The following is a 21,805-nucleotide window of genomic DNA, read 5'->3' on the forward strand; positions in this document are numbered from 1 at the left end:
TCCCTCCCCCAAAAACGTTGCCTACTCTAGCACAGCGAGCCGGCTCAAAGGCCCGCGCAAGCAGCGCACTACTGTTTGTTATTCATGCCAGAAACGCCGCGCCCTGTCGCGCCAGCGCCACTCCGGAACAAGCGGCCGATCCGGGCTCAGGATAAAGCTGACCGCACCGGCGCTGCCAGTATAAATTGCTTCACTGCCCAATTCGCGGTACCGATCCACAACCTGCTGATGGGGGTGTCCGAAGGGGTTGTGATAGGCCGCGCTGAAGACAACCCAGTGCGGCTCGAGACGCCTGATGAAGGCATAGCTGGAAGAGCTGCGGCTGCCATGATGGGGCGCCAACAGCACATCAGCGGGCGCCAGCTGCGCCAGCAATTGCAGCTCGTCCGCCTTGCCGATATCACCCGGCAAGAGCACAGAGCGCTGGCCTGCCCATATCTGCAGAACGCAGGAGCGCGCATTGCCGTCCTCCCCTTCGTTCTGCGCCTGCAACAGGCGAAAGCGCACATCGTCCCAGACCCACTCCTGCCCGTTAGTACAGGGCACAGCCGCCAGCGCCGCAGGCAGCTGCTCGGCCTCACCGCTGATCACCCGGTGCGGTTGCAGCCGCTGCATGACGGCAACCGCGCCGCCGGCATGATCCGTATCAGCATGACTCAACAGCAGCAGATCCAGCTGACGGACACCCAGACCCAGCAAGCCCGGGGCGACAACCGCCTCACCCAGGTCGAATCCGCTGGCATGCCGTGCGGCAGCGTCGTACAACAGATCGTGGCGGGCGGTCTGTACCAGAACCGCCAGCCCCTGCCCCACGTCCAGCACGACCACACGCGCCTCGCCCGCCAGCGGACGCTCGTGCTGGGGCAGCAACAAGGGGAGAACACATAACACCCCGAGCGGACGCAACAGCCCAACCGGCAACAGCCAGATCAGCACACCCAGCAGGCCAATCATCCAGGCCAGCCAGCCGGGGAACGGCAGATGCAGCACAGCGCCCCACTGCGCCACCCAGTCCAACGCAAGCATCAGCAGATTGAGCAGGCGGGCCGCCAGCAGAAGCAGCAGATCCACCCCGAAAAGCAGGTCAAGCACAGCGCCAAGCAAAGCTGCAGGCACAATCAGCAGACTGACCCAGGGGATTGCCAGCAGATTGACGCCCATGGCGACGGTACTGGCCGGCATCCCCCACAGCAGCAACCAGGGCCAAAGGCCTGCGAAGGCAATCCATTGCGAGCGTCCCCAGCGCCACCATGGGGCACGGACGTGCAGCCGACCTCCCATCCCCAGCAACAGCAGCCCCACCGCCATAAACGACAGCCAATAACCCGCCCGCAGCGGTGCAGCAGGATTGACCAGGGTGACCATGACCATCGCCGCCAGCCACAGCTCAATGGCCGGCAACTGACGCCGCCAAAGCTTCAGCAGCAACACCAGCGAGCACATCAGCAGTGCACGCTGAACCGGTACCTCCATACCGGCAAGTCCGGCATATCCGGCCGCTGCCAGCAAGGCAACAGGTGCGCTCAACCACAGCTGAGGGCGTGACCAGCGTAGCGGAAGGTAACGCAGGACAAGGGCAGTCAGGGCAAACACCGCTGCCGCCAGCATGCCGACATGCAGGCCGGAGATAACCAGCAGATGGGTTGTACCGGTTGTCTGCAGTCGATCCCAATCCGCCTGGTCAAGCGCCTGACGGTCCCCCGTCAGCAAGGCCAGCAGCCGCCGCCCGCCCTCAACAGCCTCGAGCGTGCCGGCCAGGCGGGCCTGCAATCGATCGCGCCACTGCCCCCAGCCCGGAGCAGGCTCAATGCGCTGGCCGGCTGTCACACTGCCGACTGCACCAATGCCCTGGGCATACAACCAGGCTTCGTAATCGAACGTGCCGGGATTACGCATACCGCGAGGCCGCCGCAGACGTACCTCAAACCGCCAGTGTTCCCCCGCCGCCAGCGGCTCACCACCCCACCAGTGCAGGCGCATGTTCGGCAAAGCCTGCCCACTCGCATCGCGTACATCGCGCAGCAGAAAGCGCCAGCCTGTTTCCGTCTGTGCGGGTAACGAGTCGATGCGACCACTGAGCTGAATACGCTGATTATCCAGTGCCTCGGGCAAGCGCCGATCAAGCAGCAGCTGATGACTGAACAGGGCCCAGCAAAAGGCCAGCAGGAACGCCATAACAGGCCGGACTGCCGCTGCTGGCCGAAGACAGCAGAACACCAGCAAAAGCACGAAGCCGAATGCAAACGGCTGCCAGGGCGGCAGAGCCGAGAACAGCAGCGGACAGAGCAGCCCCGCCAGCAGGCTGAACAGCAGCAGGCGCATTTCATTCACGCAAACATCCTGTTTTGCTTTAGCCGTCAGGCAGTAGTGCCCGCCCGACATTCCATGCATAATTGGCCCACGCCAGCCAGACCGAACCCTGCGATGCCGCGCCGTTTCCTCAAACGCATGATGCCCCACCCCGACCGTATCAAGGGCAGCAAATCCCTGCAGTTCATGGGTAATTTGCTGCATGATCCGAATCTGTGGCATCTCAACCGACACAGCGTCTCACGCGCCATGGCGGTTGGCCTGTTCGTAGCCTTGATGCCAATACCGATGCAAATGGCCGTTGCCGCTGCCATCGCCATTATCGCGCGCTCCAACCTGCCAATTTCGGTCAGCCTGGTCTGGCTGACCAACCCGGTCACCATGCCGCCGATTTTCTTCGCCCAGTATCAGGTCGGCGTATTGCTGCTTGGCGCATCCGAGCGCAGCATGCCGATGGAGCTGTCAGTGAACTGGCTGATGGCTGAACTGCATCACATTTGGCAACCCCTGCTGCTGGGGTCGCTGGTGGTCGGCACCGTCGTCGCAGCACTGGGTTACGTGCTGACGCTGTTGTATTGGCGCATGTGGGTGTCACGCAACTGGCAACGACGCAAATTGCGACGTCGTCGCCAATCGCAGGAGTGAAGCCTCAGGCCGACAGCAACTGGCCCTGACGCAGGGTGAGGGTACGATCCATCTGCGCAGCCAGCGCAAGATCGTGAGTTACCACCAGAAAGGCCGTTTGCAGGGTCTGGCTCAGTTCCAGCATCAACTGCTGGACACTCTCGGCAGTATCCTGATCCAGATTACCGGTCGGCTCGTCGAGCAGCACACAGGCAGGCTGATTGATCAAGGCACGGGCAATGGCAACCCGCTGCCGCTCGCCGCCTGACAGCTCCGCCGGCTTGTGCCCGATGCGCTTGCCCAAGCCGACACGCTCCAGCATGGCTGTGGCACGCTCACGCGCCTCGGCAATCGGCGTGCGACCGATCAGCAGCGGCATGCAGACATTCTCCAGCGCACTGAACTCCGGCAGCAGATGATGAAACTGATAGACGAACCCGAGCTCCTCATTGCGCAGCCGGCCCCGCTCCACCTCCTTCAGGGCGGACAGCTGTCGCCCGGCCAGTCGCACCTCGCCTGATGTCGGTGTATCCAGGCCGCCAAGCATATTGAGCAGCGTCGTCTTGCCGGACCCGGAGCTGCCGACAATGGCCACCCGCTCACCACGCTGAAGGTGAAGCTGAACATTATTCAGTACCCGCAAATTCTGCGGCCCGACGGCGTAGTCCTTGCACAGATCCCGACATTCGAGAACCAGATCAGTCATAGCGCAGCGCCTCCGCAGGCTCGGTTCGTGAGGCCCGCCAGGCGGGATAGAGGGTAGCAAGGAAGCTGAGACTCAGTGCCGTCACACAGATGACGACCACATCACTCCAGATCAGCTGGGATGGCAGGTAGCTGATGAAATACACATCCGAGCTGAGGAACTGAATACCCAGCACGCGCTCAAGCCAGGCGACCATCTCGGAGACATTCAGCGCGGCAAGCACGCCCAGAATACCGCCACTGAGGGTGCCCACCACACCGATCAGCGAGCCCTGCACCATAAATATCCCCATGATCGCCCCTGGCGTGGCGCCCAGGGTCCGCAAGATCGCGATATCCGCCTTCTTGTCGGTCACCACCATAACCAGGGTGGAAATGATATTGAACGCAGCGACTGCGACGATCAGCATCAGCAGAAGGCCAATCATGGTCTTTTCCATCTTGATCGCGGCAAACAGGTTACCGTGCGTACGGGTCCAGTCCTGGGCGTAGTAGTCACCCGGCAGTTCACGCACCAGATCCCAGGCCACCTGCGGAGCCTCAAACAGGTTCTTCAATTTCAGCCGAACGCCCTGGACCTGGCCCGGTTCCCAGCGACTGAGCCGGGCAGCGTCATCAACGTGAATCATGGCCAGCGAGCTGTCCAGCTCGGCACCCACCTTGAAAACGCCGGTCACGGTGAAGCGCTTGAGTCGCGGAAAGACCCCCGCCGGAGTAACCGAGGCCTCAGGCAGCACGAATGTCAGCTTGTCACCCACCGCCACGTTGAAGCGCTTGGCTATCAGCTCGCCGATCACGATGCCGAACTCTCCTGCCGACAGATTATCCAGCGAGCCCGATTGCATGTGGTTTTCCAGAATCGAGACGCGCTTCTCTGCCTGCGGCTCGATACCGTTGACCAGCACCGGCGCAACGCTGCCGTTGTGCGTCAACATGCCCTGAAGCTGAATAAAGGGTGCAGTGCCAACCACCTTCGGATTCTGCTCGAAGCGCTCGGCCAGCGATTGCCAGTCACTGATCGGCTGGTAACCGTTGATTGTGGCGTGTGGCACCATACCGAGAATCCGTGTGCGCAACTCCCGATCAAAGCCGTTCATTACCGACAGCACCAGGATCATGACCATAACGCCCAGCGTCAGCCCGAGCATGGAAATCAGCGAGATGAAGGAAATGAAATGATTTCGCCGCTTGGCGCGGGTATAGCGCAGGCCGATAAAAAAGGGTAAAGGTCTGAACATGAAAAGCGGTTTACCTTATGCTCCAGCCGCAGCCGGTGGATTTTGAGCGACATGTTACACTGAACATCACAGTCTGGTCAGCGCCTGCCGACGGCGCGAATAGAGAATCGCCATGCACACAGACCACGAAGACAGCCGCGAGTTCTTTCGTATTCAGGATCACATCCACCTGGACTGCAAGCCCATTGCCGGACCGGAAGATGACCTGGGGGCCAGGCAAAGCGCCCTGTTCAATCTGCTTGCCGATCTGCACATGCTCGACTACGAGTCGCAGCATCTGCTGCGGCAGATCAGTGAGCGTGACAGGGCTCTGGCCCAATACCTCAAGATCATCAACAAACGCATCGATATGCTTGGCAAGACGCTGGCCCTTGAGCTGGGCGATGACCTGGGCGAGCCGCAAGGCGTTACCCTGAGCGAAGGCGGTGTCGATTTCGAAAGCAGTGTGGCCTACCCGGCCGACAGCTGGGTAGCTGCGCGCCTGGTCCTGCTGCCTGCACCACTGGGCCTGGCCATTCCGGCCCGGGTCGTGCGCTGCGAACCAGCTGGCTCACCCGGCCGCTGGCATGTCGCACTGAACTTTGACCTGATCAATGACGCCCAGCGTCAGCTGCTGGCGCGGCATATTCTGCAGAAGCAGGCACAGGACATACGCGCCGCCAAATCCACCTGAAAGGACCTCCGAGATGAAAGCTACCCCTTCATTGCTGTTATGCGCCTGCCTGGCTCTGGCCGGCGCCGCCCAGGCAGATACCCTGCGCATTCCCGTCGGCGAGCAGGCCGGCAGCCAGCACACGCCCCTGCCGCAGCGTGGCGCCAGTTTTGACAGCGTCACTGCGCGCTGGGGCGAGCCGAGCAGGCGCCACGCTGCGGTCGGCCAACCGCCAATTACCCGCTGGGACTATCCGGGCTTCAGTGTCTACTTCGAGTATGACAAGGTCATCGACAGCGTGCGTCAGCATACGCCAAAGGCCCCCTGATCCGACATGACACTGATTTACGGCCACCGCGGTGCAAGGGCAGAAGCACCGGAAAACACCCTGCCCAGCTTTCGCAAGGCGCTCGAGGCGGGCGTTACCCGGGTCGAGCTGGACCTTCATCTTTCCGCCGATCAGCAACTGGTCGTCATTCACGACCCGACCCTGAAACGGACAACCGGCCTGCGCGGCAAGGTTGCCCAGCATACGGCAGCGGAGCTGTCGCGCATCGACGCGCGTTTCGGTCTGCCCGGCTGGAAGACGCCCTGTGCTATTCCCACCCTTGCCCAACTCCTGCAGCAATGCCCGGAAATCGAGCATTACCAGCTTGAGGTAAAGAGCGGTTCAGAGCGTCAGTCACGGATCGTGCTGGATGCCATCGCCACGCTGACCGAACGATACAACCTGCACAACAAGGCCGTCGTCACCTCTTCCAGCCGAACATTGCTGCGCTATGCCAGGCGAAGCAACTTCATGCTGCCAACCGGGCTGGTCGAAGAATACGGACTGCTGGATCCGGTAAAAAGCGCTCGCCGCTACGGTTGCGACTATCTGATTCTGAACTGGAAACTATGCAGCCAACAGCGCCTGCGTGCAGCGCAGGCGGCCGGACTTCACGTGTCGGTATGGACAGTCAACGACGCTGCGCTCATGCAGCGACTTGCCGAAATGGGGGTCGACAGCCTGATTACCGACCTGCCGTCACTGGCGGTGAAGGTAATCAATCAGGGGCGCGCATAGCGCCCCGAACACTCAGAACAGCCTGTTCAGGCCATCCAGCGCAGCTACCCGGTAGGCTTCGGCCATGGTCGGATAGTTGAACGTAGTATTGACGAAGTAGTTGATGGTGTTGGCGCCATCTTTCTGGTTCATGATCGCCTGACCGATGTGCACGATCTCGGCGGCCTGGTCGCCAAAGCAATGGATACCCAGTACCTCGAGCGTCTCGCGGTGGAACAGGATCTTCAGCAGGCCGACCGGCTCACCACTGATCTGCGCACGCGCAATACTCTTGAAAAAGGCCTGGCCAATCTCATATGGCACACATGCATCGGTCAGCTCGCGTTCGGTTTTACCCAGCGAGCTGATTTCAGGAATCGTGTAAATGCCTGTCGGCACGTCATCGACAAAGCGCCAGCCGTCGTTGCTGACAATATTGCCCGCCGCTGAACGCCCCTGGTCAAAGGCTGCACTGGCCAGGCTTGGCCAGCCGATCACATCACCGACCGCATAGATATTCGGCACGCTGGTGCGGTAGTTTTCATCCACTTCCAGCTGGCCACGGCCGTTGGGATGCAGAGCCACATTCTCAAGGCCCAGTCCATCGGTGTTGCCGGTACGCCCGTTACACCACAGCAATGCATCGGCCTTCAGCCGCTTGCCGGACTTGAGCTGCAGGACAACGCCTCGGTTGTCCAGCCCTTCGATCTTTTCATACTCCTCGTTATGGCGAATCAGCACACTGCTGTTGCGCAGGTGATAACTCAGCGCATCGGAGATCTCATCGTCGAGGAAGCTGAGCAGCCGATCACGGGTATCGATCAGGTCAACCTTGACCCCAAGACCACAGAAAATCGAAGCGTACTCGCAACCAATGACACCCGCACCATAGATGATCAGCGTGCGCGGTGTATGGTTGAGCTTGAGAATGGTGTCACTGTCATAGATACGCGGGTGACTGAAGTTCACATCAGCCGGACGATATGGACGCGAGCCGGTGGCAATGATCACCTCCTTGGCGATCAGCTTTTCCACCGCGCCGGAGCCGTCTACCACCTCGATGGTATGTTCGTCGGCAAAGCTGCCCTTGCCAAAGAACACGTCAACCCGGTTGCGGGCGTAGTAGCTGGTGCGCGAAGCCACCTGCTTGTTCATCACCTTCTCGGCACTGCGCAGAACGTCCGGAAACGAGAACCAGCGCGGTTCACCAATCTGCCGGAACATCGGATTGGTGTTGAACTGAATGATCTGCTTGACCGAATAACGCAACGCCTTCGACGGGATGGTGCCAAGATGGGTGCAATTACCGCCCACTTCACGACGTTCTTCAACCACAGCCACCTTGCGACCATGCTTGGCGGCATTCATCGCCGCGCCCTCACCCGCCGGGCCGGAGCCCAGCACCACTACGTCGTAGTTGTATACGGCCATTCAGTCTGTTCCTTGTATCTCGCAAAAAGAGGGTGCCACGCGTCACCAACAGCGACTAGTCGACCTTGGTCGCGTCGCGGGCAAGATCAGCATTAAGCGGACGCTGCGGCGCACCGGCGTTGGCACTGGCCTCCTCACACTTGGTGACATCACCACCACAAATGCCGCAGGCCTTGTCGACACCTACCGCACCGATCCCGCCGCAGGAGCCGGCAATCGGCTTGCGGCCCATCATGACACCCACAGCCATGCCGGCCACACACAGCAGCATCACCACAAAGGCCATTAACCAAACCATGTTTTACTCCTTGCCCGGGGTCAGGGCATCAAAGCGGGGCGTCACCCTGGACTCGAACGTGTCACCCTCGCGAACAACAAAAAACGCGGCGATATCATGCGCCAGCGCATATTTCCATCCTGCCTCTTCGCCCATGATCATGAGCACGGTAGATAGCCCGTCAGCCTTCGCGGCAGAAGGATCAAGCACGGTTACCGACGCCAGGCGATGCATTACCGGACGCCCGTTACGCGCATCGAAGGTATGCGAGAACCGCTGTCCGTCGAGCTCGAAATAATTGCGGTAATCTCCAGAGGTCGAGACCCCTTCGCCGTCAAGCGAGACAATGATCTGGGCGACACGGTTGTCATCCCGCGGCTCCTCAACGGCGATACGCCAAGGCCGGTCACCGGGCTTGCGGCCAACGGCCTTTAGCTCACCGGTCAACTCCACCATATAACTTTTGATGCCGAACTGCTCAAGTCGTTCAGCTACCCGGTCAACCATGTAGCCAGCTCCCACACTGCTCAGGTCGACGGTTAACGCACGATCCTTGCAGAGCTGGGTGCCCTGCAGGTGCAGATGCTGCTGGCCAACCGATTGCATTGTCTCGGCAAGTGCCTGCGGGTCTGGCACGCTCTGTAACTGAGGGTCGCCGTGGAAGCCCCAAAGCTGGAGCAATGGCGCCACGGTAATATCGAATGCTCCGCCACTCTCCTTATGCAGCTGGTCTGTCAGAGCAACCAGTGTCAGAACCGACTCCGGCATATCCATACAGGTCCCGGCCGGTGCCGCATTGAAACGCGCCAGGTCGGAATCGGAGCGCCAGGTCGATACTTCATCGTCAAAACGCGCCAGCATGGCGTCAATATCGGCCTGCAGGGTCTCGACATCCGGCGAATCATCAACCGGCACCCACTTGATCGAATAGGTACTGCCCATGGTTGCACCATATATTTCCGCAACCGGGTCCACAGAATTGAAACAGCCCGTTAGGGCTGTTGCCAGGGCAACAGCAATAACGGGCCGGATAACGCTCAGCCGCATACTAGCCGCCGAAGTCGTCGAGCAGGATATTCTCGGGCTCGACACCCAGGTCCTGCAGCATCTTGATCACGGATGCGTTCATCATCGGCGGTCCACACATGTAGAACTCGCAGTCCTCGGGCGCCGGATGGTCCTTCAGATAGTTCTCGAACAGGACATTGTGGATAAAGCCGGTCGGGCCTTCCCAGTTGTCTTCAGGCAGCGGATCGGACAAAGCCAGATGCCACTCGAAGTTGTCGTTCTCGGCCGCCAGTTGATCGTACTCTTCGACATAGAACGCCTCGCGCAGCGAGCGCGCGCCGTACCAGAAGCTCATCTTGCGCGTGGAGTGCAGGCGCTTGAGCTGGTCGAAGATGTGCGAACGCATCGGAGCCATGCCGGCACCGCCACCGATAAAGACCATCTCGGCGTCGGTATCACGCGCAAAGAACTCACCAAAGGGACCGTACACGGTAACCTTGTCACCCGGTTTCAGCGAGAACACCCAAGAGGACATCTTGCCGGGCGGCAGGTCATCACGACCGGGCGGCGGCGAAGCCACACGGATATTGAACTTCACCAGCCCCTTTTCTTCCGGATAGTTCGCCATGGAATAGGCACGAATAGTCGTCTCATCGACCTTCGATACGTACTTCCACAGGTTGAACTTGTCCCAGTCACCACGGAATTCCGGCTGAATGTCGAAATCCTTGTAGTGGACGGTGTGCGGCGGACATTCCAGCTGCACATAACCACCGGCACGGAAGTCAACGTTCTCACCTTCGGGCAGCTTCAGGGTCAGTTCCTTGATGAAGGTTGCGACGTTCGGGTTGGAAGCGACAGTGCACTCCCACTTCTTCACGCCGAAGACTTCTTCAGGCACTTCAATTTCCATATCCTGCTTGACCGGAGTCTGGCAGGACAGGCGCCAGCCTTCCTTCGCTTCGCGCTTGGTGAAATGCGACTCCTCGGTCGGCAGCATCTCGCCGCCACCGCTTTTCACAATGCACTTGCACTGGGCACAGGTACCGCCACCGCCACAGGCAGAGGACAGGAACACGCCATTGCTGGCGAGGGTATTGAGCAGCTTGGAGCCGGCAGCCACAGTGACCTTGCGCTCACCGTTGATGTCGATGGTGACATCGCCGCTGCTGACCAGCTTGGAACGGGCGATCAGAATGATGGCCACCAGCGACAGCACGATCGCGGTAAACATTCCGACGCCCAGATAGATTTCCATGTTCATCAGTTACAGCTCCTCTTACAGTTGAACGCCGGAGAAGGACATGAAGCCCAGCGACATCAGACCAACAGTAATGAAGGTGATGCCCAGGCCACGAAGCCCGTCCGGTACATCGCTGTACTTGAGCTTTTCACGGATGCCCGCCAGGGCAACGATGGCCAGCGCCCAGCCGATACCGGCACCGGCGCCATACACCACGCTTTCACCGAAGGCGTAGTCACGTTCAACCATGAACAGGGAGGCACCCATGATCGCGCAGTTAACGGTAATCAGCGGCAGGAACACACCCAGCGCGTTGTAGAGCGCAGGCACGAACTTGTCGAGCAGCATCTCGAGGATCTGCACGATCGCCGCGATGACACCGATATAGCTGAGCAGACCCAGGAAGCTCAGATCAACGTTCGGCATGCCGGCCCAGGCCAGTGCACCATCCTTGAGCAAGTAGGTGTAGATCAGGTTGTTGGCCGGAACCGTGATGGTCAATACCACAACCACCGCAATACCCAAGCCCAGCGCAGTCTGAACCTTCTTGGAGATGGCGATAAAGGTACACATCCCCAGGAAGAAGGCCAGCGCCATGTTTTCGACGAAAATCGCCCGCACCAGCAGGCTGATGTAATGTTCAATCATGGCTTACATGGCCTCCTTCATGGCACGGCTTTGCGGCGCCATCTTGAACTCTGCAGCTTCCACCTGATCCTTCTTCCAGGAGCGCAGCGCCCAGATGATCAGACCAATGATGAAGAACGCAGACGGCGGCAGCAGCAGCAGGCCGTTGGGCTGATACCAGCCACCGGCACTGACCAGCGGCAGAACTTCGATGCCGAACAGCTTGCCGGCACCAAACAGCTCACGGATGACCGCAACGCAGATCAGAATGAAGCTGTAGCCCAGACCGTTACCCACACCATCAAGGAAGCTCATGTGCGGCGGATTCTGCATGGCAAAGGCTTCGGCGCGACCCATCACGATACAGTTGGTGATGATCAGACCGACGAAGACCGACAGCTGCTTGCTGATGCTGTAGGCGTAGGCCTTGAGCACCTGGTCTACCACGATTACCAGCGACGCGATGATCACCATCTGCACGATCATACGAATCGAGCTGGGGATCTGGTTACGCACGATCGAGATAAAGAAGTTCGACAGTGCCGTTACCGAGGTCAGCGCGATACACATGACCAGGGTCACGCTCAGGCTGGTGGTAACCGCCAGTGCCGAGCAGATCCCGAGGATCTGCAGGGCAATCGGGTTGTTGCTGAAAATAGGCTCGAACAGAACCTGTTTTGCAGTGGCCTTAGCCATGATTATGCCTCCCCTGCACGAAGATGTTCGAGGAACGGACCAAAGCCGTCTTCACCCAGCCAGAAACGCACCAGGTTTTCTACGCCCCGGCTGGTCAGTGTGGCGCCAGCCAGACCGTCCACCTGGTGTTCGGCATTGGGGTTACTCGGATCAACCGAACCCTTGACTACGCTAATCGCAGGCTTGCCGGACTCGTCAAAGACAACCTTGCCGGTCCATTGCGCCTTCCAGTTCGGGTTATCCACCTCACCGCCCAGACCGGGGGTTTCGGCATGCTGATAGAAGCCCAGACCCACGACGGTTTTCAGATCGCTTTCTAGCGCCATAAAGCCGTAGAGGGTGGACCACAGGCCATAACCGTGGATCGGCAGAATCAGGGTCTTGATGCTGCCATCGGGGTTTTCCACTACATACACAGTGGAGTAGTCAGCGCGGCGACGGATGCTGGCAATGTCCTGTTCGCCATCCAGCTGCTGGGACATGGCCGGATCTTTCGACGCTTTCTGCTGATCGAAGGTCAGCGCATCAAAGGCGTCACTGAACTCGCCGGTGCGCAGATCAACCAGACGCGGAGTAATCAGGGAAAACTGCTCCTGGATACTGCGGCCCTCATCATACAGACCGGCGATCTGCAGAATGTTGCGCTGCTTGTCCTGCAGTTTGTTGGTCGTCTGTACCGGTTTGAGCGCAACCGCGGCGGCGGATACCACGACGGAGCAGACCAGACAGACAAGCAGCGCGACCGTCAGCGTGCGGGCAACGGATTCTTTCTTAGCGGACATTACGTGCAAGCCTCCGTTTGATGTTGGCCTGAACCACGAAGTGGTCGATGAGCGGAGCAAACAGGTTGGCGAACAGAATCGCCAGCATCATGCCCTCGGGGAACGCCGGGTTGACGACACGGATCAAGATAACCATCAGACCGATCAGGGCACCAAAGAACCACTTGCCGGTGTTGGTCATCGACGCCGATACTGGATCGGTCGCCATGAAGATCATGCCGAAAGCGAACCCGCCCACAACCATGTGCCAGTACCAGGGCATGGCGAACATCGGGTTGGTGTCGGAGCCAATCATGTTGAACAGCAGGCTGGTGGCGACCATACCGAGCATCACGCCGGCAACGATGCGCCAGTTGGCGATCTTGGTCAGCAGCAGCACCGCACCACCGATGAAGATGGCCAGGGTAGACACTTCGCCCATGGAACCCTGCATGTTGCCGTAGAAGGCGTCCAGCCAGGTCAGGCCGCTGGCAACGATCTGCTCAACGCCGCCGGAGGCAGCCATGCTCAGCGCTGTAGCACCCGCGAAGCCGTCGACAGCAGTCCAGACCGCGTCACCAGACATCTGCGCCGGATAGGCGAAGAACAGGAACGCACGACCGGTCAGTGCCGGGTTGAGGAAGTTTTTACCGGTGCCGCCGAACACTTCCTTACCGATCACAACACCAAAGCTGATACCCAGCGCGACCTGCCACAGCGGAATGCTCGGCGGCACGATCAGGGCAAACAGGATGGAGGTCACGAAGAAACCTTCGTTGACTTCATGCTTGCGGATTGAGGCAAATACCACTTCCCAGAAACCGCCGACCAGGAAGGTCACGGCATAGACCGGGAGGAAGTAGGCTGCACCGTGGATCAGATTGTCCCACAGGCTGGCCGGATCAAATCCGGCGAACATGGCGATCAGCGCCAGACGCCAGTTATCCTGGGCAGCCAGCAGATCCGGGTTGCCGGCATAAATGCTGTTGGCCTGGAAACCGATGTTGTACATCCCGTAGAAAATTACCGGGAAGGTGCACAGCCATACGGTAATCATCATGCGCTTGAGGTCGAGACCGTCGCGCACGTGCGCAGTCGTCTTGGTGACGCTGCCCGGGCGGTAGAAGAAGGTATCAATGGCTTCGTAGAGGGCGTACCACTTTTCGTGCTTGCCGCCCTTCTCGAAGTTGTGCTCGATCTTGTCGAGGAATGAACGCAGGCTCATGTCAGCCCTCCTTCTCGATGCGAGTCAGGTTATCCCGAAGAATCGGGCCGTACTCGTACTTGCCGGCGCAGACGTAGCTGCACAGCGCCAGATCTTCTTCATCCAGCTCCAGTGCACCCAGCTTCTGGGCCATATCGGTGTCACCGACAACCAGATAACGCAGCAACTGGGTCGGCAGAATATCCAGCGGCATCACCAGTTCGTAGTTGCCTACCGGGACCATGGCACGCGGACTGCCGTTGGTGCTGGTATCAAAATTGAACAGGCGCGACGGCGCCAGCTTGGAAACGAAGATATTCAGCACAGAGTGCTTGTTCACACCCGCACGCAGATAGTGCAGCATCTGGCGCTCGTTGCCTTCCTTGAGAACCGACACCTGGGAGTGAAAGCGTCCCAGGTAAGCGATCGGACCACGAACGGCGCGACCACCGAACACCGAGCCGGAAATCACCCGGTTATTGCCGGCTTTCAGCTCGCCAGCGGTCAGCTCGTCCAGATTGGCACCCAGGCGAGTTTTCAGCAGACGGGGTTTCTCTACCTGCGGGCCAGCGAGGGCGACATAGCGATCAGTCCAGATACGACCCTGGGTGAACAGCACACCGAAGGCGATCACGTCCTGGTAGTTGATCTGCCAGACGCTCTTGCTCTCGTTAACCGGATCAAGGAAATGGATATGGGTACCGGGCAGGCCTGCAGGGTGCGGACCGGCAAAGCTCTCGGTACTGACACCACTGACCCCTTCGCCCGGCAGGCTGACACCATCAGCCTTGCACAGCCATACCTTGGCCAGCCGTGCCAGAACCTTCAGACCGTTTTCGAAGTCTGCAGCGTGCTCCTTGATGATGACAGCCGGATCGGCCGCCAGCGGATTGGAGTCCATTGCGGTGACAAAAATCGAACTGGGCTCAGCATCGACAGCCGGGGTCTTGCTGTAGGGGCGGGTGCGCAGCGCAGTCCACAGACCCGAGCCGATCAGCTGCTCGCGAATCTGCTGGGGCGCCAGGCCATCCAGCGCTTTGGCGTCATGGGCAGGAAAGGTCTCGGCGTCATCGCCGTCGATCTCGATAACGACCGACTGCAAAACACGCTTGTCACCACGATTGATTGCGCTGACGACACCAGCGGCAGGCGCGGTAAAGACCACACCAGGAGTTTTCTTGTCGCTGAACAGAACCTGTCCAAGTTTGACCCGATCTCCCTCACGCACTTCCATGGTCGGCTTCATGCCGTGGTAGTCGAAGCCGACGACGGCAACACTACGCACCGCACGAGCGTCTTCAATGCGCTGTTCGGGAGAACCGGTGATTGGCAGATCCAAGCCCCGTTTGATTTTTATCATACGAATAGCCTAATCACTGTTTGAAATCTTCACGGGCGGGGCTGCCAAAGCGAACGCAAATGCGTTGTCCCATCCGTGCTGACAGCCAACGCAGGCACGAATCGGAGCAGCCTCAAACCCCCATAAAAAATCCCGCCAAGTATAAAGAGCATGACTACTCAATGCTACCGAGCCCCGGGATTTTTCGGTTTTTAAATTACCCCCATTGATGAAATCGATAACACCGGCAGCCCTTTCGGGGCGATCCTGAAATACCCGGAAACACTGATCTTCAGACCCAGCGATCAGTTTGTCCGAAAAGCGGTCCAAACAACATAAACTGATCACAAATCATCCAACCAGGGAGATTCACATGTCACTGCCGAGCATCTTCCTCAGCGCTTTGCTGCTGCTCGCTTCAACCAGCGCCGCAGCAACCACCGAGACGACGCTGACTACCCGCAATCAGCACCTGTTTCGCTACCTGTTCGTGGATGTCTACACCGCCACACTGTACGCCCCGAGCAACAGCAACCTGACCGGTATTCTCGACAGCGGTCAACCGGTTCGACTAACCCTGCAGTATCACCGCTCGATAGACCGGGATGACATGATCAAGGCCGCGCAGGTCACACTGGAGCGCCAGCACCCGGCATCCCGACTTGCCCAACTGCAAGCCGACATCGACCAGTTGCACACCCATTTCGTCGACGTCAGCGAGGGAGACACCTACAGCCTGGCTCGCACTGCCGACGGAGAACTCCAGCTGTACCATAACAATCAGCTCAGTTTCAGCAGCAAGACGCCGGGGCTGGCCGATGCGTACCTTGGCATCTGGCTTGGCCAGAACGGGCTGTCTGACGACCTGCGCAGCGCCCTGCTGCGCTAGCAACACAGCAAAAGCAGAAACCAAGCAACAAAAAAGGCGCCGAAGCGCCTTTTTTGTTGCTGACATATCCGAAAATCAGACCGGGAACGCCGGCGGATTGACGTGAGCCATATCTTCCAGAATGCGCACAACCTGGCAGCTGTAACCGAACTCGTTGTCGTACCACACGTACAGAATCACACGATTGTCGTTGCAGATGGTTGCTTCGGCATCGACCACACCAGCGTGACGCGAACCCACGAAGTCAGTGGAAACCACTTCCTGCGAGTTGGTGAAGTCAATCTGCTTGTGCAGCTCGGAGTGCAGCGCCATGTGACGCAGGTAGTCGTTGACCTCATCGCGATTGGTCGACTTTTCCAGGTTCAGGTTCAGAATCGCCATCGAGACGTTCGGAGTCGGAACACGGATGGCGTTGCCGCTCAGCTTACCAGCCAGCTCCGGCAGTGCCTTGGCGACCGCCTTGGCTGCACCGGTCTCGGTGATAACCATGTTCAGCGCAGCACTGCGACCACGACGATTGCCCTTGTGGAAGTTGTCGATCAGATTCTGGTCGTTGGTGTACGAGTGAACCGTCTCAACGTGACCGTTGGCGATACCGAACTTGTCGTTGATCGCTTTCAGCACCGGCACGATGGCATTGGTGGTGCAGGACGCCGCAGAAATGATCTTGTCTTCGGGTGTAATGGCAGCGTGGTTGATGCCATGAACGATATTCTTCAGGTCGCCCTTGCCCGGCGCAGTCAGCACTACCTGGGACGCGCCATTGCACTGCAGGTGCTGGGACAGACCCGCTTCGTCACGCCACACACCGGTGTTGTCGACAACAATGGCGTCTTCGATACCGTAGGCTGTGTAATCGATGCTGGTCGGATCGCTGGCGTAGATAACCTGAATCAGGTTGCCGTTGGCAGTGATGGTGTTGTTTTCTTCATCAATGGTGATGGTGCCCTGGAAGGAGCCGTGAACCGAATCACGACGCAGCAGACTGGCACGCTTGGACAGGTCGTTGGCTGCGCCCTTGCGGACAACGATGGCGCGCAGGCGCAGGCCATCACCGGCACCGGCCTTCTCGATCATGATGCGCGCCAGCAGGCGACCGATGCGACCGAAGCCGTACAACACCACATCACGACCCTGACGGCGCTCGCCGGTCTTGCCGATAACACTGGCCAGCTCGACCCGCAGGAAGGCATTCAGGTCGTCGCTGCCGGAGGCACGGAACTTGTTGACCAGACGGGCAAGATCGATGGAGGCCGGGCCCAGGTTCAGGTCCAGCAGCTCCTTCAGAACCGGGAAGGTGTCATGAACCGACAGCTCATTGTCATCGATCTGACGAGCGAAACGGTGGGATTTCAGCAGGCTGATGACCGAGCGATTGACCAGGCCACGACCGTAGACGGAGGTGACAACGTTATGCTCACGGTACAGACGGCCAATCAGAGGAATCATCGCCTCAGCGGTGGCTTCACGGTCCGTCCAGTTTTCCAGACACTGCTCAAATTGGGCTTGAGTCACGGCTTTACCTTCCAAGTCTTGATAACTAAAGGGCGCATATTATGCTTTCAGCGCGCGCCATAGGCAATCTTCCGGACAAAATCCAGCCGGCGTGGGCACAAACGCAAGGAGCGCGGTAAACTGCATGCCGTTGCCAGCCGAGCATCGGCCAGCACGCCACCGAACCGACCTCAAGAGTTATCGCATGCCCGCATCAAAGCTGCTGCTATCTCCTCCATTGACGGCCGCCACCGGCAACCGCCTGTACTGGTCCGGCCTGCAGGGCGCCGCTCGCGCCCTGGCCATCGCCGAAGGTGCCCAGCAGCACGACGGCCTGAGCCTGGTGATCACACCCGACACCGCTGCCGCCGACAGTCTCGAGCAGGAGCTGCGCTTTTTCGCACCACAGCTCCCCGTCATCAGCTTCCCCGACTGGGAAACCCTGCCGTACGACCGTTTCTCTCCGCACCAGGACATCATCTCCCAGCGCCTTAAAACGCTGTTCCAGCTGCCTCGCATCGGCCAGGGCATCCTTGTTGTACCCATGACCACGGTGCTGCACCGGCTGCCGCCGCGTGAGTTTCTGGGCGGCTCGGTCCTGCTGCTGGAGATTGGCCAGCAACTGGACATCGACCGGATGCGCATCAACCTCGACGCGGCCGGCTACCGCTGCGTCGACACGGTCTACGAACACGGAGACTACGCGGTACGCGGAGCGCTGCTGGATCTCTATCCAATGGGTAGTGCACTGCCCTACCGCATCGACCTGCTGGACGACGAGATCGAGACGCTGCGCACCTTTGATCCGGAAACCCAGCGCTCGATCGACAAGGTAGACCGCATCCACCTGCTGCCGGCCAAGGAGTTCCCGCTCGACAAGTCTGCGCTGACTGGCTTTCGCGCGCGCTTTCGCGAACGCTTTGAAGTGGATCATCGGCGTTGCCCGCTGTACATGGACCTCAGCGAAGGCCTTGTTCCACCAGGCATTGAGTACTATCTGCCGCTGTTCTTCGACGAACTGGCCAGCCTGTTCGACTACCTGCCGAACAATACCCGGCTGTTCACCCTGCCCGGCATCGAGCAGAACGCCGAGCACTTCTGGCAGGACGTACGCGCCCGCCACAGCGAACAGGGCGTAGACCCAACTCGCCCGCTGCTGCCGCCAGGCGAATTGTTTCTGCCGGTAGAGGAAGCCTTTGCGCTGCTCAAACAGCATCCGCGCATTGTCTGCCATCAGGATCGTCCTGACGAATCGCAGGCCAGCGTATTTGATTGCCCGCTGCCGCCCGACCTGGCGATCGACAATAAGCTGGAAAACCCGCTGGCAGAGCTTCAACGCTTCCTGCAGCAGCACCCGGGCCGCACCCTGTTTGTCGCCGAGACCGCCGGACGCCGCGAAGCGCTGACCGAGCTGCTCGCCCGCATCCGGATCAAACCGGATGACGTCGACAGCTGGCCGGCCTTCAGCACCGGCAGCAGCCCCGTCGCCATCACTATCGCGCCGCTCGACCAAGGCATGCTGATCAACAGTGCCGCCGTTGCCCTGATTGCCGAAAGCCAGCTGTTCGGCCAGCGTGTCATGCAGCGCCGCCGCCGTGGCAAGGCGACCGATCTGGGCGACGCGGTCATCCGAAACCTGACCGAGCTGCGCGAAGGCGCGCCGGTGGTTCATATCAACCACGGCGTCGGCCGCTATCGGGGTCTTACCAACCTGACCGTTGAAGATCAGCAGGCCGAGTTTCTGGTACTGGAGTACGCCGACGAGGCAACCCTGTACGTGCCGGTCGCCAACCTGCACCTGATTGCCCGCTATTCCGGCAGCGATGACGACAGTGCGCCACTGCACCGCCTGGGCTCTGATCAATGGCAGAAGGCGCGTCGCAAGGCCGCCGAGAAAGTTCGCGACGTCGCTGCCGAACTGCTCGACGTATATGCCCGCCGCGCCGCGCGCCAGGGCTTCAGCTTCGCCGACCCGGAACAGGACTACCAGAGCTTTGCCGACGACTTCCCGTTTGAGGAAACCGCCGACCAGTTGGCCGCCATTGAGGCGGTATTCAAGGACATGACCAGCCCGCAGCCGATGGACCGCCTGGTCTGCGGCGATGTCGGCTTCGGCAAGACCGAGGTCGCCATGCGCGCGGCCTTCCTCGCAGTGCACAGCGGCAAGCAGGTTGCGGTGCTGGTGCCGACCACCCTGCTCGCCCAGCAACACTACAACAGCTTCAAGGACCGCTTCGCCAACTGGCCGGTGCGCGTGGAAGTCATGTCGCGCTTCAAATCCGCCAAGGAAGTCAAAGCCGCGGCCGCCGAACTGGCCGAGGGCAAGGTCGACATCATGATCGGCACCCACAAGCTGCTGCAGGGCGACGTCCAGTTCCAGGATCTCGGCCTGGTGATCATCGACGAAGAGCACCGCTTTGGCGTGCGCCAGAAGGAGGCACTGAAAGCACTGCGCAGCGAAGTCGATGTGCTGACCCTGACCGCCACCCCAATCCCGCGCACCCTGAACATGTCGTTTTCCGGCATGCGCGACCTGTCGATCATCGCCACACCGCCCGCACGCCGCCTGTCGGTCAAGACCTTTGTCATGGTCCAACAGAAGCCCGTGGTCAAGGAAGCGATCCTGCGTGAGCTGCTGCGCGGCGGCCAGGTCTACTATCTGCACAACGACGTCGAGACCATCGAAAAATGCGCTGCCGATCTGGCCGAACTGGTGCCGGAAGCGCGCATTGGCATCAGCCACGGCCAGATGCCCGAGCGTGCACTGGAACAGGTGATGCGCGATTTCTACCATCGCCGCTTCAATATTCTGGTTACCAGCACCATCATCGAAACCGGCATCGACGTACCCAGCGCCAACACCATCATCATTGAGCGCGCCGACAAGTTCGGCCTGGCCCAATTGCATCAGCTGCGCGGGCGCGTTGGCCGCAGCCACCACCAGGCCTATGCCTACCTGCTTACTCCGGAAGGCCGAAAGATAACCAGCGACGCAGAGAAACGCCTGGAAGCCATCGCCGCCGCCCAGGATCTGGGCGCCGGCTTCACTCTGGCCACCCACGACCTCGAAATTCGCGGCGCCGGCGAGCTGCTGGGCGAAGGCCAGAGCGGCCAGATTCAGGCGGTCGGCTTTACCCTGTACATGGAAATGCTCGAACGCGCCGTCAAGGCGATCAAGCAAGGCAAGCAGCCTGAGCTGGAACAACCACTGGGCGGCGGAACCGATATCAATCTGCGCCTGCCGGCGCTGATTCCCGAAGACTACCTGCCCGACGTGCACGCCCGCCTGATCCTCTACAAGCGCATCGCTAACGCCGCAGACGAGGATGCTCTGAAGGATCTTCAGGTTGAAATGATCGACCGCTTCGGCCTGCTGCCGGAACCGGTAAAAACCCTGTTCCGGATCACCTCGCTGAAACTGCGTTGCGAGCCGCTGGGCATTACCAAGATTGACGTGGGTGCCGAGCATGGCCGTATCGAGTTTGCTGCAGATACCCGCATCGATCCGATGGTGCTGGTGCGTATGATTCAGGACAACCCGCAGCGCTATCGACTTGAAGGCACTACGGTATTTCGCTTCAATTCGCCCATGGGCAATGCCGAGCTGCGCCTGAACACGGTCGAAGCCCTGTTCGAGCGCCTCGCCAACATCCCGAAAGACACCCCTCAAGGCAAAGGAAAACGCCCATGAAACTGCTGAGCAAACTGCTCTCGATTGCCCTGCTGTCCACCCTGGCCGGCTTCTCGCTGGTGGCCAGCGCCGAAGAGTATCTGGTCGAAGTCGTCTTTTTCGGTCAGCCGTCGGCACCGTTGGTACAGGGCAGCAATCCGGAGCTTGATTGGGAAGTAGACGCGGTAGATCTGGAAAACACTGCGCGAACCGATGTTCGCGCCATCGACCAGACCCGCTACCGCCTCAGTGACCAGGCCCGCAAGCTGGAGCAGAACGGCTATCAGATCTACCTGCATCGGGCATGGTCACAACCACTGGATAACGACCTGGTCGTCGCCCTGCACCGCGGCAATCCAGAAAACGGGGTTTATCCGATTCAGGGGCTGGTTAACCTGCGCCAGGCAACCCTGACCGAACTGAAGGTAGCGTTCTGGCGCAACCGCTCAGCGGCGGAACTGCAACTGCAGTCCGAGACGCCACTGATTTCCGAGTTCCTGCATCAAACCCGCGCATTGCGCCCGGGTGAAGTTCATTACCTGGACCATCAGAGCCTTGGCATGCTGGTCACCATCAGCCGCTGATCACCTCA

Annotated in this window: 20 protein-coding genes; 7 read left to right on the top strand and 13 right to left on the bottom strand. The window is 59.8% G+C overall.

Features of this window, described 5'->3' with window-relative positions:
- Positions 1-78 precede the first annotated feature (78 nt).
- Entirely contained in the window at positions 79-2,322 is a 2,244-nt protein-coding gene (locus AC13EY_RS17230) for a DNA internalization-related competence protein ComEC/Rec2 (protein WP_482877043.1), read from the bottom strand.
- Positions 2,323-2,424: 102 nt separating this feature from the next.
- Here AC13EY_RS17230 and AC13EY_RS17235 point away from each other — a divergent pair, with 102 nt between their 5' ends.
- A complete protein-coding gene (locus AC13EY_RS17235) occupies positions 2,425-2,955 on the top strand; it encodes a DUF2062 domain-containing protein (protein WP_088276617.1) in 531 nt (176 codons plus the stop codon).
- 4 nt (positions 2,956-2,959) lie between these two features.
- Here the strand turns inward: AC13EY_RS17235 and lolD are convergent, their stop codons facing one another.
- Both lolD and AC13EY_RS17245 read right to left on the bottom strand, forming a co-directional pair.
- Positions 2,960-3,640 carry a lipoprotein-releasing ABC transporter ATP-binding protein LolD gene (lolD, locus tag AC13EY_RS17240; RefSeq protein ID WP_482876936.1) on the bottom strand — a complete coding sequence of 227 codons (681 nt, stop codon included), beginning with the start codon at positions 3,638-3,640 and terminating at the stop codon, positions 2,960-2,962.
- Positions 3,633-4,877, bottom strand: a complete 1,245-nt coding sequence (locus tag AC13EY_RS17245; protein ID WP_233049411.1) for a lipoprotein-releasing ABC transporter permease subunit — start codon at positions 4,875-4,877, stop codon at positions 3,633-3,635. Before AC13EY_RS17245 ends, lolD begins: the two co-directional genes overlap by 8 nt.
- Before the next feature lie 112 nt (positions 4,878-4,989).
- Between AC13EY_RS17245 and AC13EY_RS17250 the strand changes: the two genes are divergently transcribed.
- From AC13EY_RS17250 to AC13EY_RS17260, 3 genes are read left to right on the top strand one after another with little or no spacing between them, the layout of a single operon-like run.
- Positions 4,990-5,550 carry a PilZ domain-containing protein gene (locus AC13EY_RS17250; protein ID WP_482876938.1) on the top strand — a complete coding sequence of 187 codons (561 nt, stop codon included), beginning with the start codon at positions 4,990-4,992 and terminating at the stop codon, positions 5,548-5,550.
- A gap of 13 nt (positions 5,551-5,563) precedes the next feature.
- A complete protein-coding gene (locus tag AC13EY_RS17255) occupies positions 5,564-5,857 on the top strand; it encodes a phosphodiesterase (protein ID WP_482876940.1) in 294 nt (97 codons plus the stop codon).
- A 6-nt stretch (positions 5,858-5,863) separates the two neighbouring features.
- Positions 5,864-6,595, top strand: a complete 732-nt coding sequence (locus tag AC13EY_RS17260; protein ID WP_482876942.1) for a glycerophosphodiester phosphodiesterase — start codon at positions 5,864-5,866, stop codon at positions 6,593-6,595.
- Positions 6,596-6,607: 12 nt separating this feature from the next.
- Here the strand turns inward: AC13EY_RS17260 and sthA are convergent, their stop codons facing one another.
- Genes sthA through AC13EY_RS17305 form a run of 9 tightly spaced genes read right to left on the bottom strand, consistent with a single transcriptional unit; the run spans position 6,608 to position 15,181 of the window.
- Positions 6,608-8,005, bottom strand: coding sequence for a Si-specific NAD(P)(+) transhydrogenase (sthA, locus tag AC13EY_RS17265; protein WP_088276476.1), 1,398 nt, complete (start codon positions 8,003-8,005; stop codon positions 6,608-6,610).
- Positions 8,006-8,060: 55 nt separating this feature from the next.
- Positions 8,061-8,303 (bottom strand): (Na+)-NQR maturation NqrM, encoded by a 243-nt coding sequence (gene nqrM / locus AC13EY_RS17270; protein ID WP_228246193.1) that lies wholly within the window; start codon positions 8,301-8,303, stop codon positions 8,061-8,063.
- 3 nt (positions 8,304-8,306) lie between these two features.
- Positions 8,307-9,329, bottom strand: coding sequence for an FAD:protein FMN transferase (locus AC13EY_RS17275; RefSeq protein ID WP_373315050.1), 1,023 nt, complete (start codon positions 9,327-9,329; stop codon positions 8,307-8,309).
- Between the two features lies 1 nt (position 9,330).
- Positions 9,331-10,554 carry an NADH:ubiquinone reductase (Na(+)-transporting) subunit F gene (nqrF, locus tag AC13EY_RS17280; protein ID WP_373315049.1) on the bottom strand — a complete coding sequence of 408 codons (1,224 nt, stop codon included), beginning with the start codon at positions 10,552-10,554 and terminating at the stop codon, positions 9,331-9,333.
- Positions 10,555-10,569: 15 nt separating this feature from the next.
- Positions 10,570-11,178 (bottom strand): NADH:ubiquinone reductase (Na(+)-transporting) subunit E, encoded by a 609-nt coding sequence (nqrE, locus tag AC13EY_RS17285; protein WP_083726043.1) that lies wholly within the window; start codon positions 11,176-11,178, stop codon positions 10,570-10,572.
- 6 nt (positions 11,179-11,184) lie between these two features.
- Positions 11,185-11,856: an NADH:ubiquinone reductase (Na(+)-transporting) subunit D gene (locus AC13EY_RS17290; protein WP_373315048.1), complete on the bottom strand. Its 672-nt coding sequence runs from the start codon at positions 11,854-11,856 to the stop codon at positions 11,185-11,187.
- Positions 11,857-11,858: 2 nt separating this feature from the next.
- Positions 11,859-12,638 (bottom strand): Na(+)-translocating NADH-quinone reductase subunit C, encoded by a 780-nt coding sequence (locus tag AC13EY_RS17295; protein ID WP_228246191.1) that lies wholly within the window; start codon positions 12,636-12,638, stop codon positions 11,859-11,861.
- Entirely contained in the window at positions 12,628-13,842 is a 1,215-nt protein-coding gene (locus AC13EY_RS17300; protein ID WP_228246190.1) for an NADH:ubiquinone reductase (Na(+)-transporting) subunit B, read from the bottom strand. Before AC13EY_RS17300 ends, AC13EY_RS17295 begins: the two co-directional genes overlap by 11 nt.
- A 1-nt stretch (position 13,843) precedes the next feature.
- A complete protein-coding gene (locus tag AC13EY_RS17305) occupies positions 13,844-15,181 on the bottom strand; it encodes a Na(+)-translocating NADH-quinone reductase subunit A (RefSeq protein ID WP_228246189.1) in 1,338 nt (445 codons plus the stop codon).
- A gap of 352 nt (positions 15,182-15,533) precedes the next feature.
- Between AC13EY_RS17305 and AC13EY_RS17310 the strand changes: the two genes are divergently transcribed.
- A complete protein-coding gene (locus AC13EY_RS17310) occupies positions 15,534-16,049 on the top strand; it encodes a chalcone isomerase family protein (protein ID WP_088276492.1) in 516 nt (171 codons plus the stop codon).
- 75 nt (positions 16,050-16,124) lie between these two features.
- Here the strand turns inward: AC13EY_RS17310 and AC13EY_RS17315 are convergent, their stop codons facing one another.
- Complete coding sequence (locus tag AC13EY_RS17315) at positions 16,125-17,564, bottom strand: glyceraldehyde-3-phosphate dehydrogenase (protein WP_482876946.1); 1,440 nt, start codon at positions 17,562-17,564, stop codon at positions 16,125-16,127.
- Between the two features lie 184 nt (positions 17,565-17,748).
- On the opposite strand from AC13EY_RS17315, the gene mfd reads away from it, so the two are divergent.
- Together mfd and AC13EY_RS17325 are read left to right on the top strand one after the other, a co-directional pair.
- Positions 17,749-21,234 carry a transcription-repair coupling factor gene (gene mfd / locus AC13EY_RS17320; protein ID WP_482876948.1) on the top strand — a complete coding sequence of 1,162 codons (3,486 nt, stop codon included), beginning with the start codon at positions 17,749-17,751 and terminating at the stop codon, positions 21,232-21,234.
- The gene (locus AC13EY_RS17325; protein WP_482876950.1) at positions 21,231-21,797 is read left to right on the top strand and encodes a CsiV family protein; all 567 of its coding nucleotides are present in this window, start codon (positions 21,231-21,233) and stop codon (positions 21,795-21,797) included. The genes mfd and AC13EY_RS17325 overlap by 4 nt, the downstream gene beginning before the upstream one ends.
- The last annotated feature ends 8 nt before the right edge of the window (positions 21,798-21,805 follow it).

Source organism: Halopseudomonas sp. L-58, assembly GCF_056859475.1.

Coding starts and splice junctions, on each gene's coding strand:
- AC13EY_RS17235 (WP_088276617.1), top strand. CDS start 2,425: ATGCCGCGCCGTTTCCTCAAACGCATGATGCCCCACCCCGACCGTATC.
- AC13EY_RS17290 (WP_373315048.1), bottom strand. CDS start 11,856: ATGGCTAAGGCCACTGCAAAACAGGTTCTGTTCGAGCCTATTTTCAGC.
- AC13EY_RS17275 (WP_373315050.1), bottom strand. CDS start 9,329: ATGCGGCTGAGCGTTATCCGGCCCGTTATTGCTGTTGCCCTGGCAACA.
- lolD (WP_482876936.1), bottom strand. CDS start 3,640: ATGACTGATCTGGTTCTCGAATGTCGGGATCTGTGCAAGGACTACGCC.
- nqrM (WP_228246193.1), bottom strand. CDS start 8,303: ATGGTTTGGTTAATGGCCTTTGTGGTGATGCTGCTGTGTGTGGCCGGC.
- AC13EY_RS17260 (WP_482876942.1), top strand. CDS start 5,864: ATGACACTGATTTACGGCCACCGCGGTGCAAGGGCAGAAGCACCGGAA.
- AC13EY_RS17300 (WP_228246190.1), bottom strand. CDS start 13,842: ATGAGCCTGCGTTCATTCCTCGACAAGATCGAGCACAACTTCGAGAAG.
- AC13EY_RS17310 (WP_088276492.1), top strand. CDS start 15,534: ATGTCACTGCCGAGCATCTTCCTCAGCGCTTTGCTGCTGCTCGCTTCA.
- nqrF (WP_373315049.1), bottom strand. CDS start 10,554: ATGAACATGGAAATCTATCTGGGCGTCGGAATGTTTACCGCGATCGTG.
- AC13EY_RS17245 (WP_233049411.1), bottom strand. CDS start 4,877: ATGTTCAGACCTTTACCCTTTTTTATCGGCCTGCGCTATACCCGCGCC.
- AC13EY_RS17325 (WP_482876950.1), top strand. CDS start 21,231: ATGAAACTGCTGAGCAAACTGCTCTCGATTGCCCTGCTGTCCACCCTG.
- AC13EY_RS17295 (WP_228246191.1), bottom strand. CDS start 12,638: ATGTCCGCTAAGAAAGAATCCGTTGCCCGCACGCTGACGGTCGCGCTG.
- AC13EY_RS17255 (WP_482876940.1), top strand. CDS start 5,564: ATGAAAGCTACCCCTTCATTGCTGTTATGCGCCTGCCTGGCTCTGGCC.
- AC13EY_RS17305 (WP_228246189.1), bottom strand. CDS start 15,181: ATGATAAAAATCAAACGGGGCTTGGATCTGCCAATCACCGGTTCTCCC.
- AC13EY_RS17230 (WP_482877043.1), bottom strand. CDS start 2,322: ATGCGCCTGCTGCTGTTCAGCCTGCTGGCGGGGCTGCTCTGTCCGCTG.
- sthA (WP_088276476.1), bottom strand. CDS start 8,005: ATGGCCGTATACAACTACGACGTAGTGGTGCTGGGCTCCGGCCCGGCG.
- AC13EY_RS17250 (WP_482876938.1), top strand. CDS start 4,990: ATGCACACAGACCACGAAGACAGCCGCGAGTTCTTTCGTATTCAGGAT.
- mfd (WP_482876948.1), top strand. CDS start 17,749: ATGCCCGCATCAAAGCTGCTGCTATCTCCTCCATTGACGGCCGCCACC.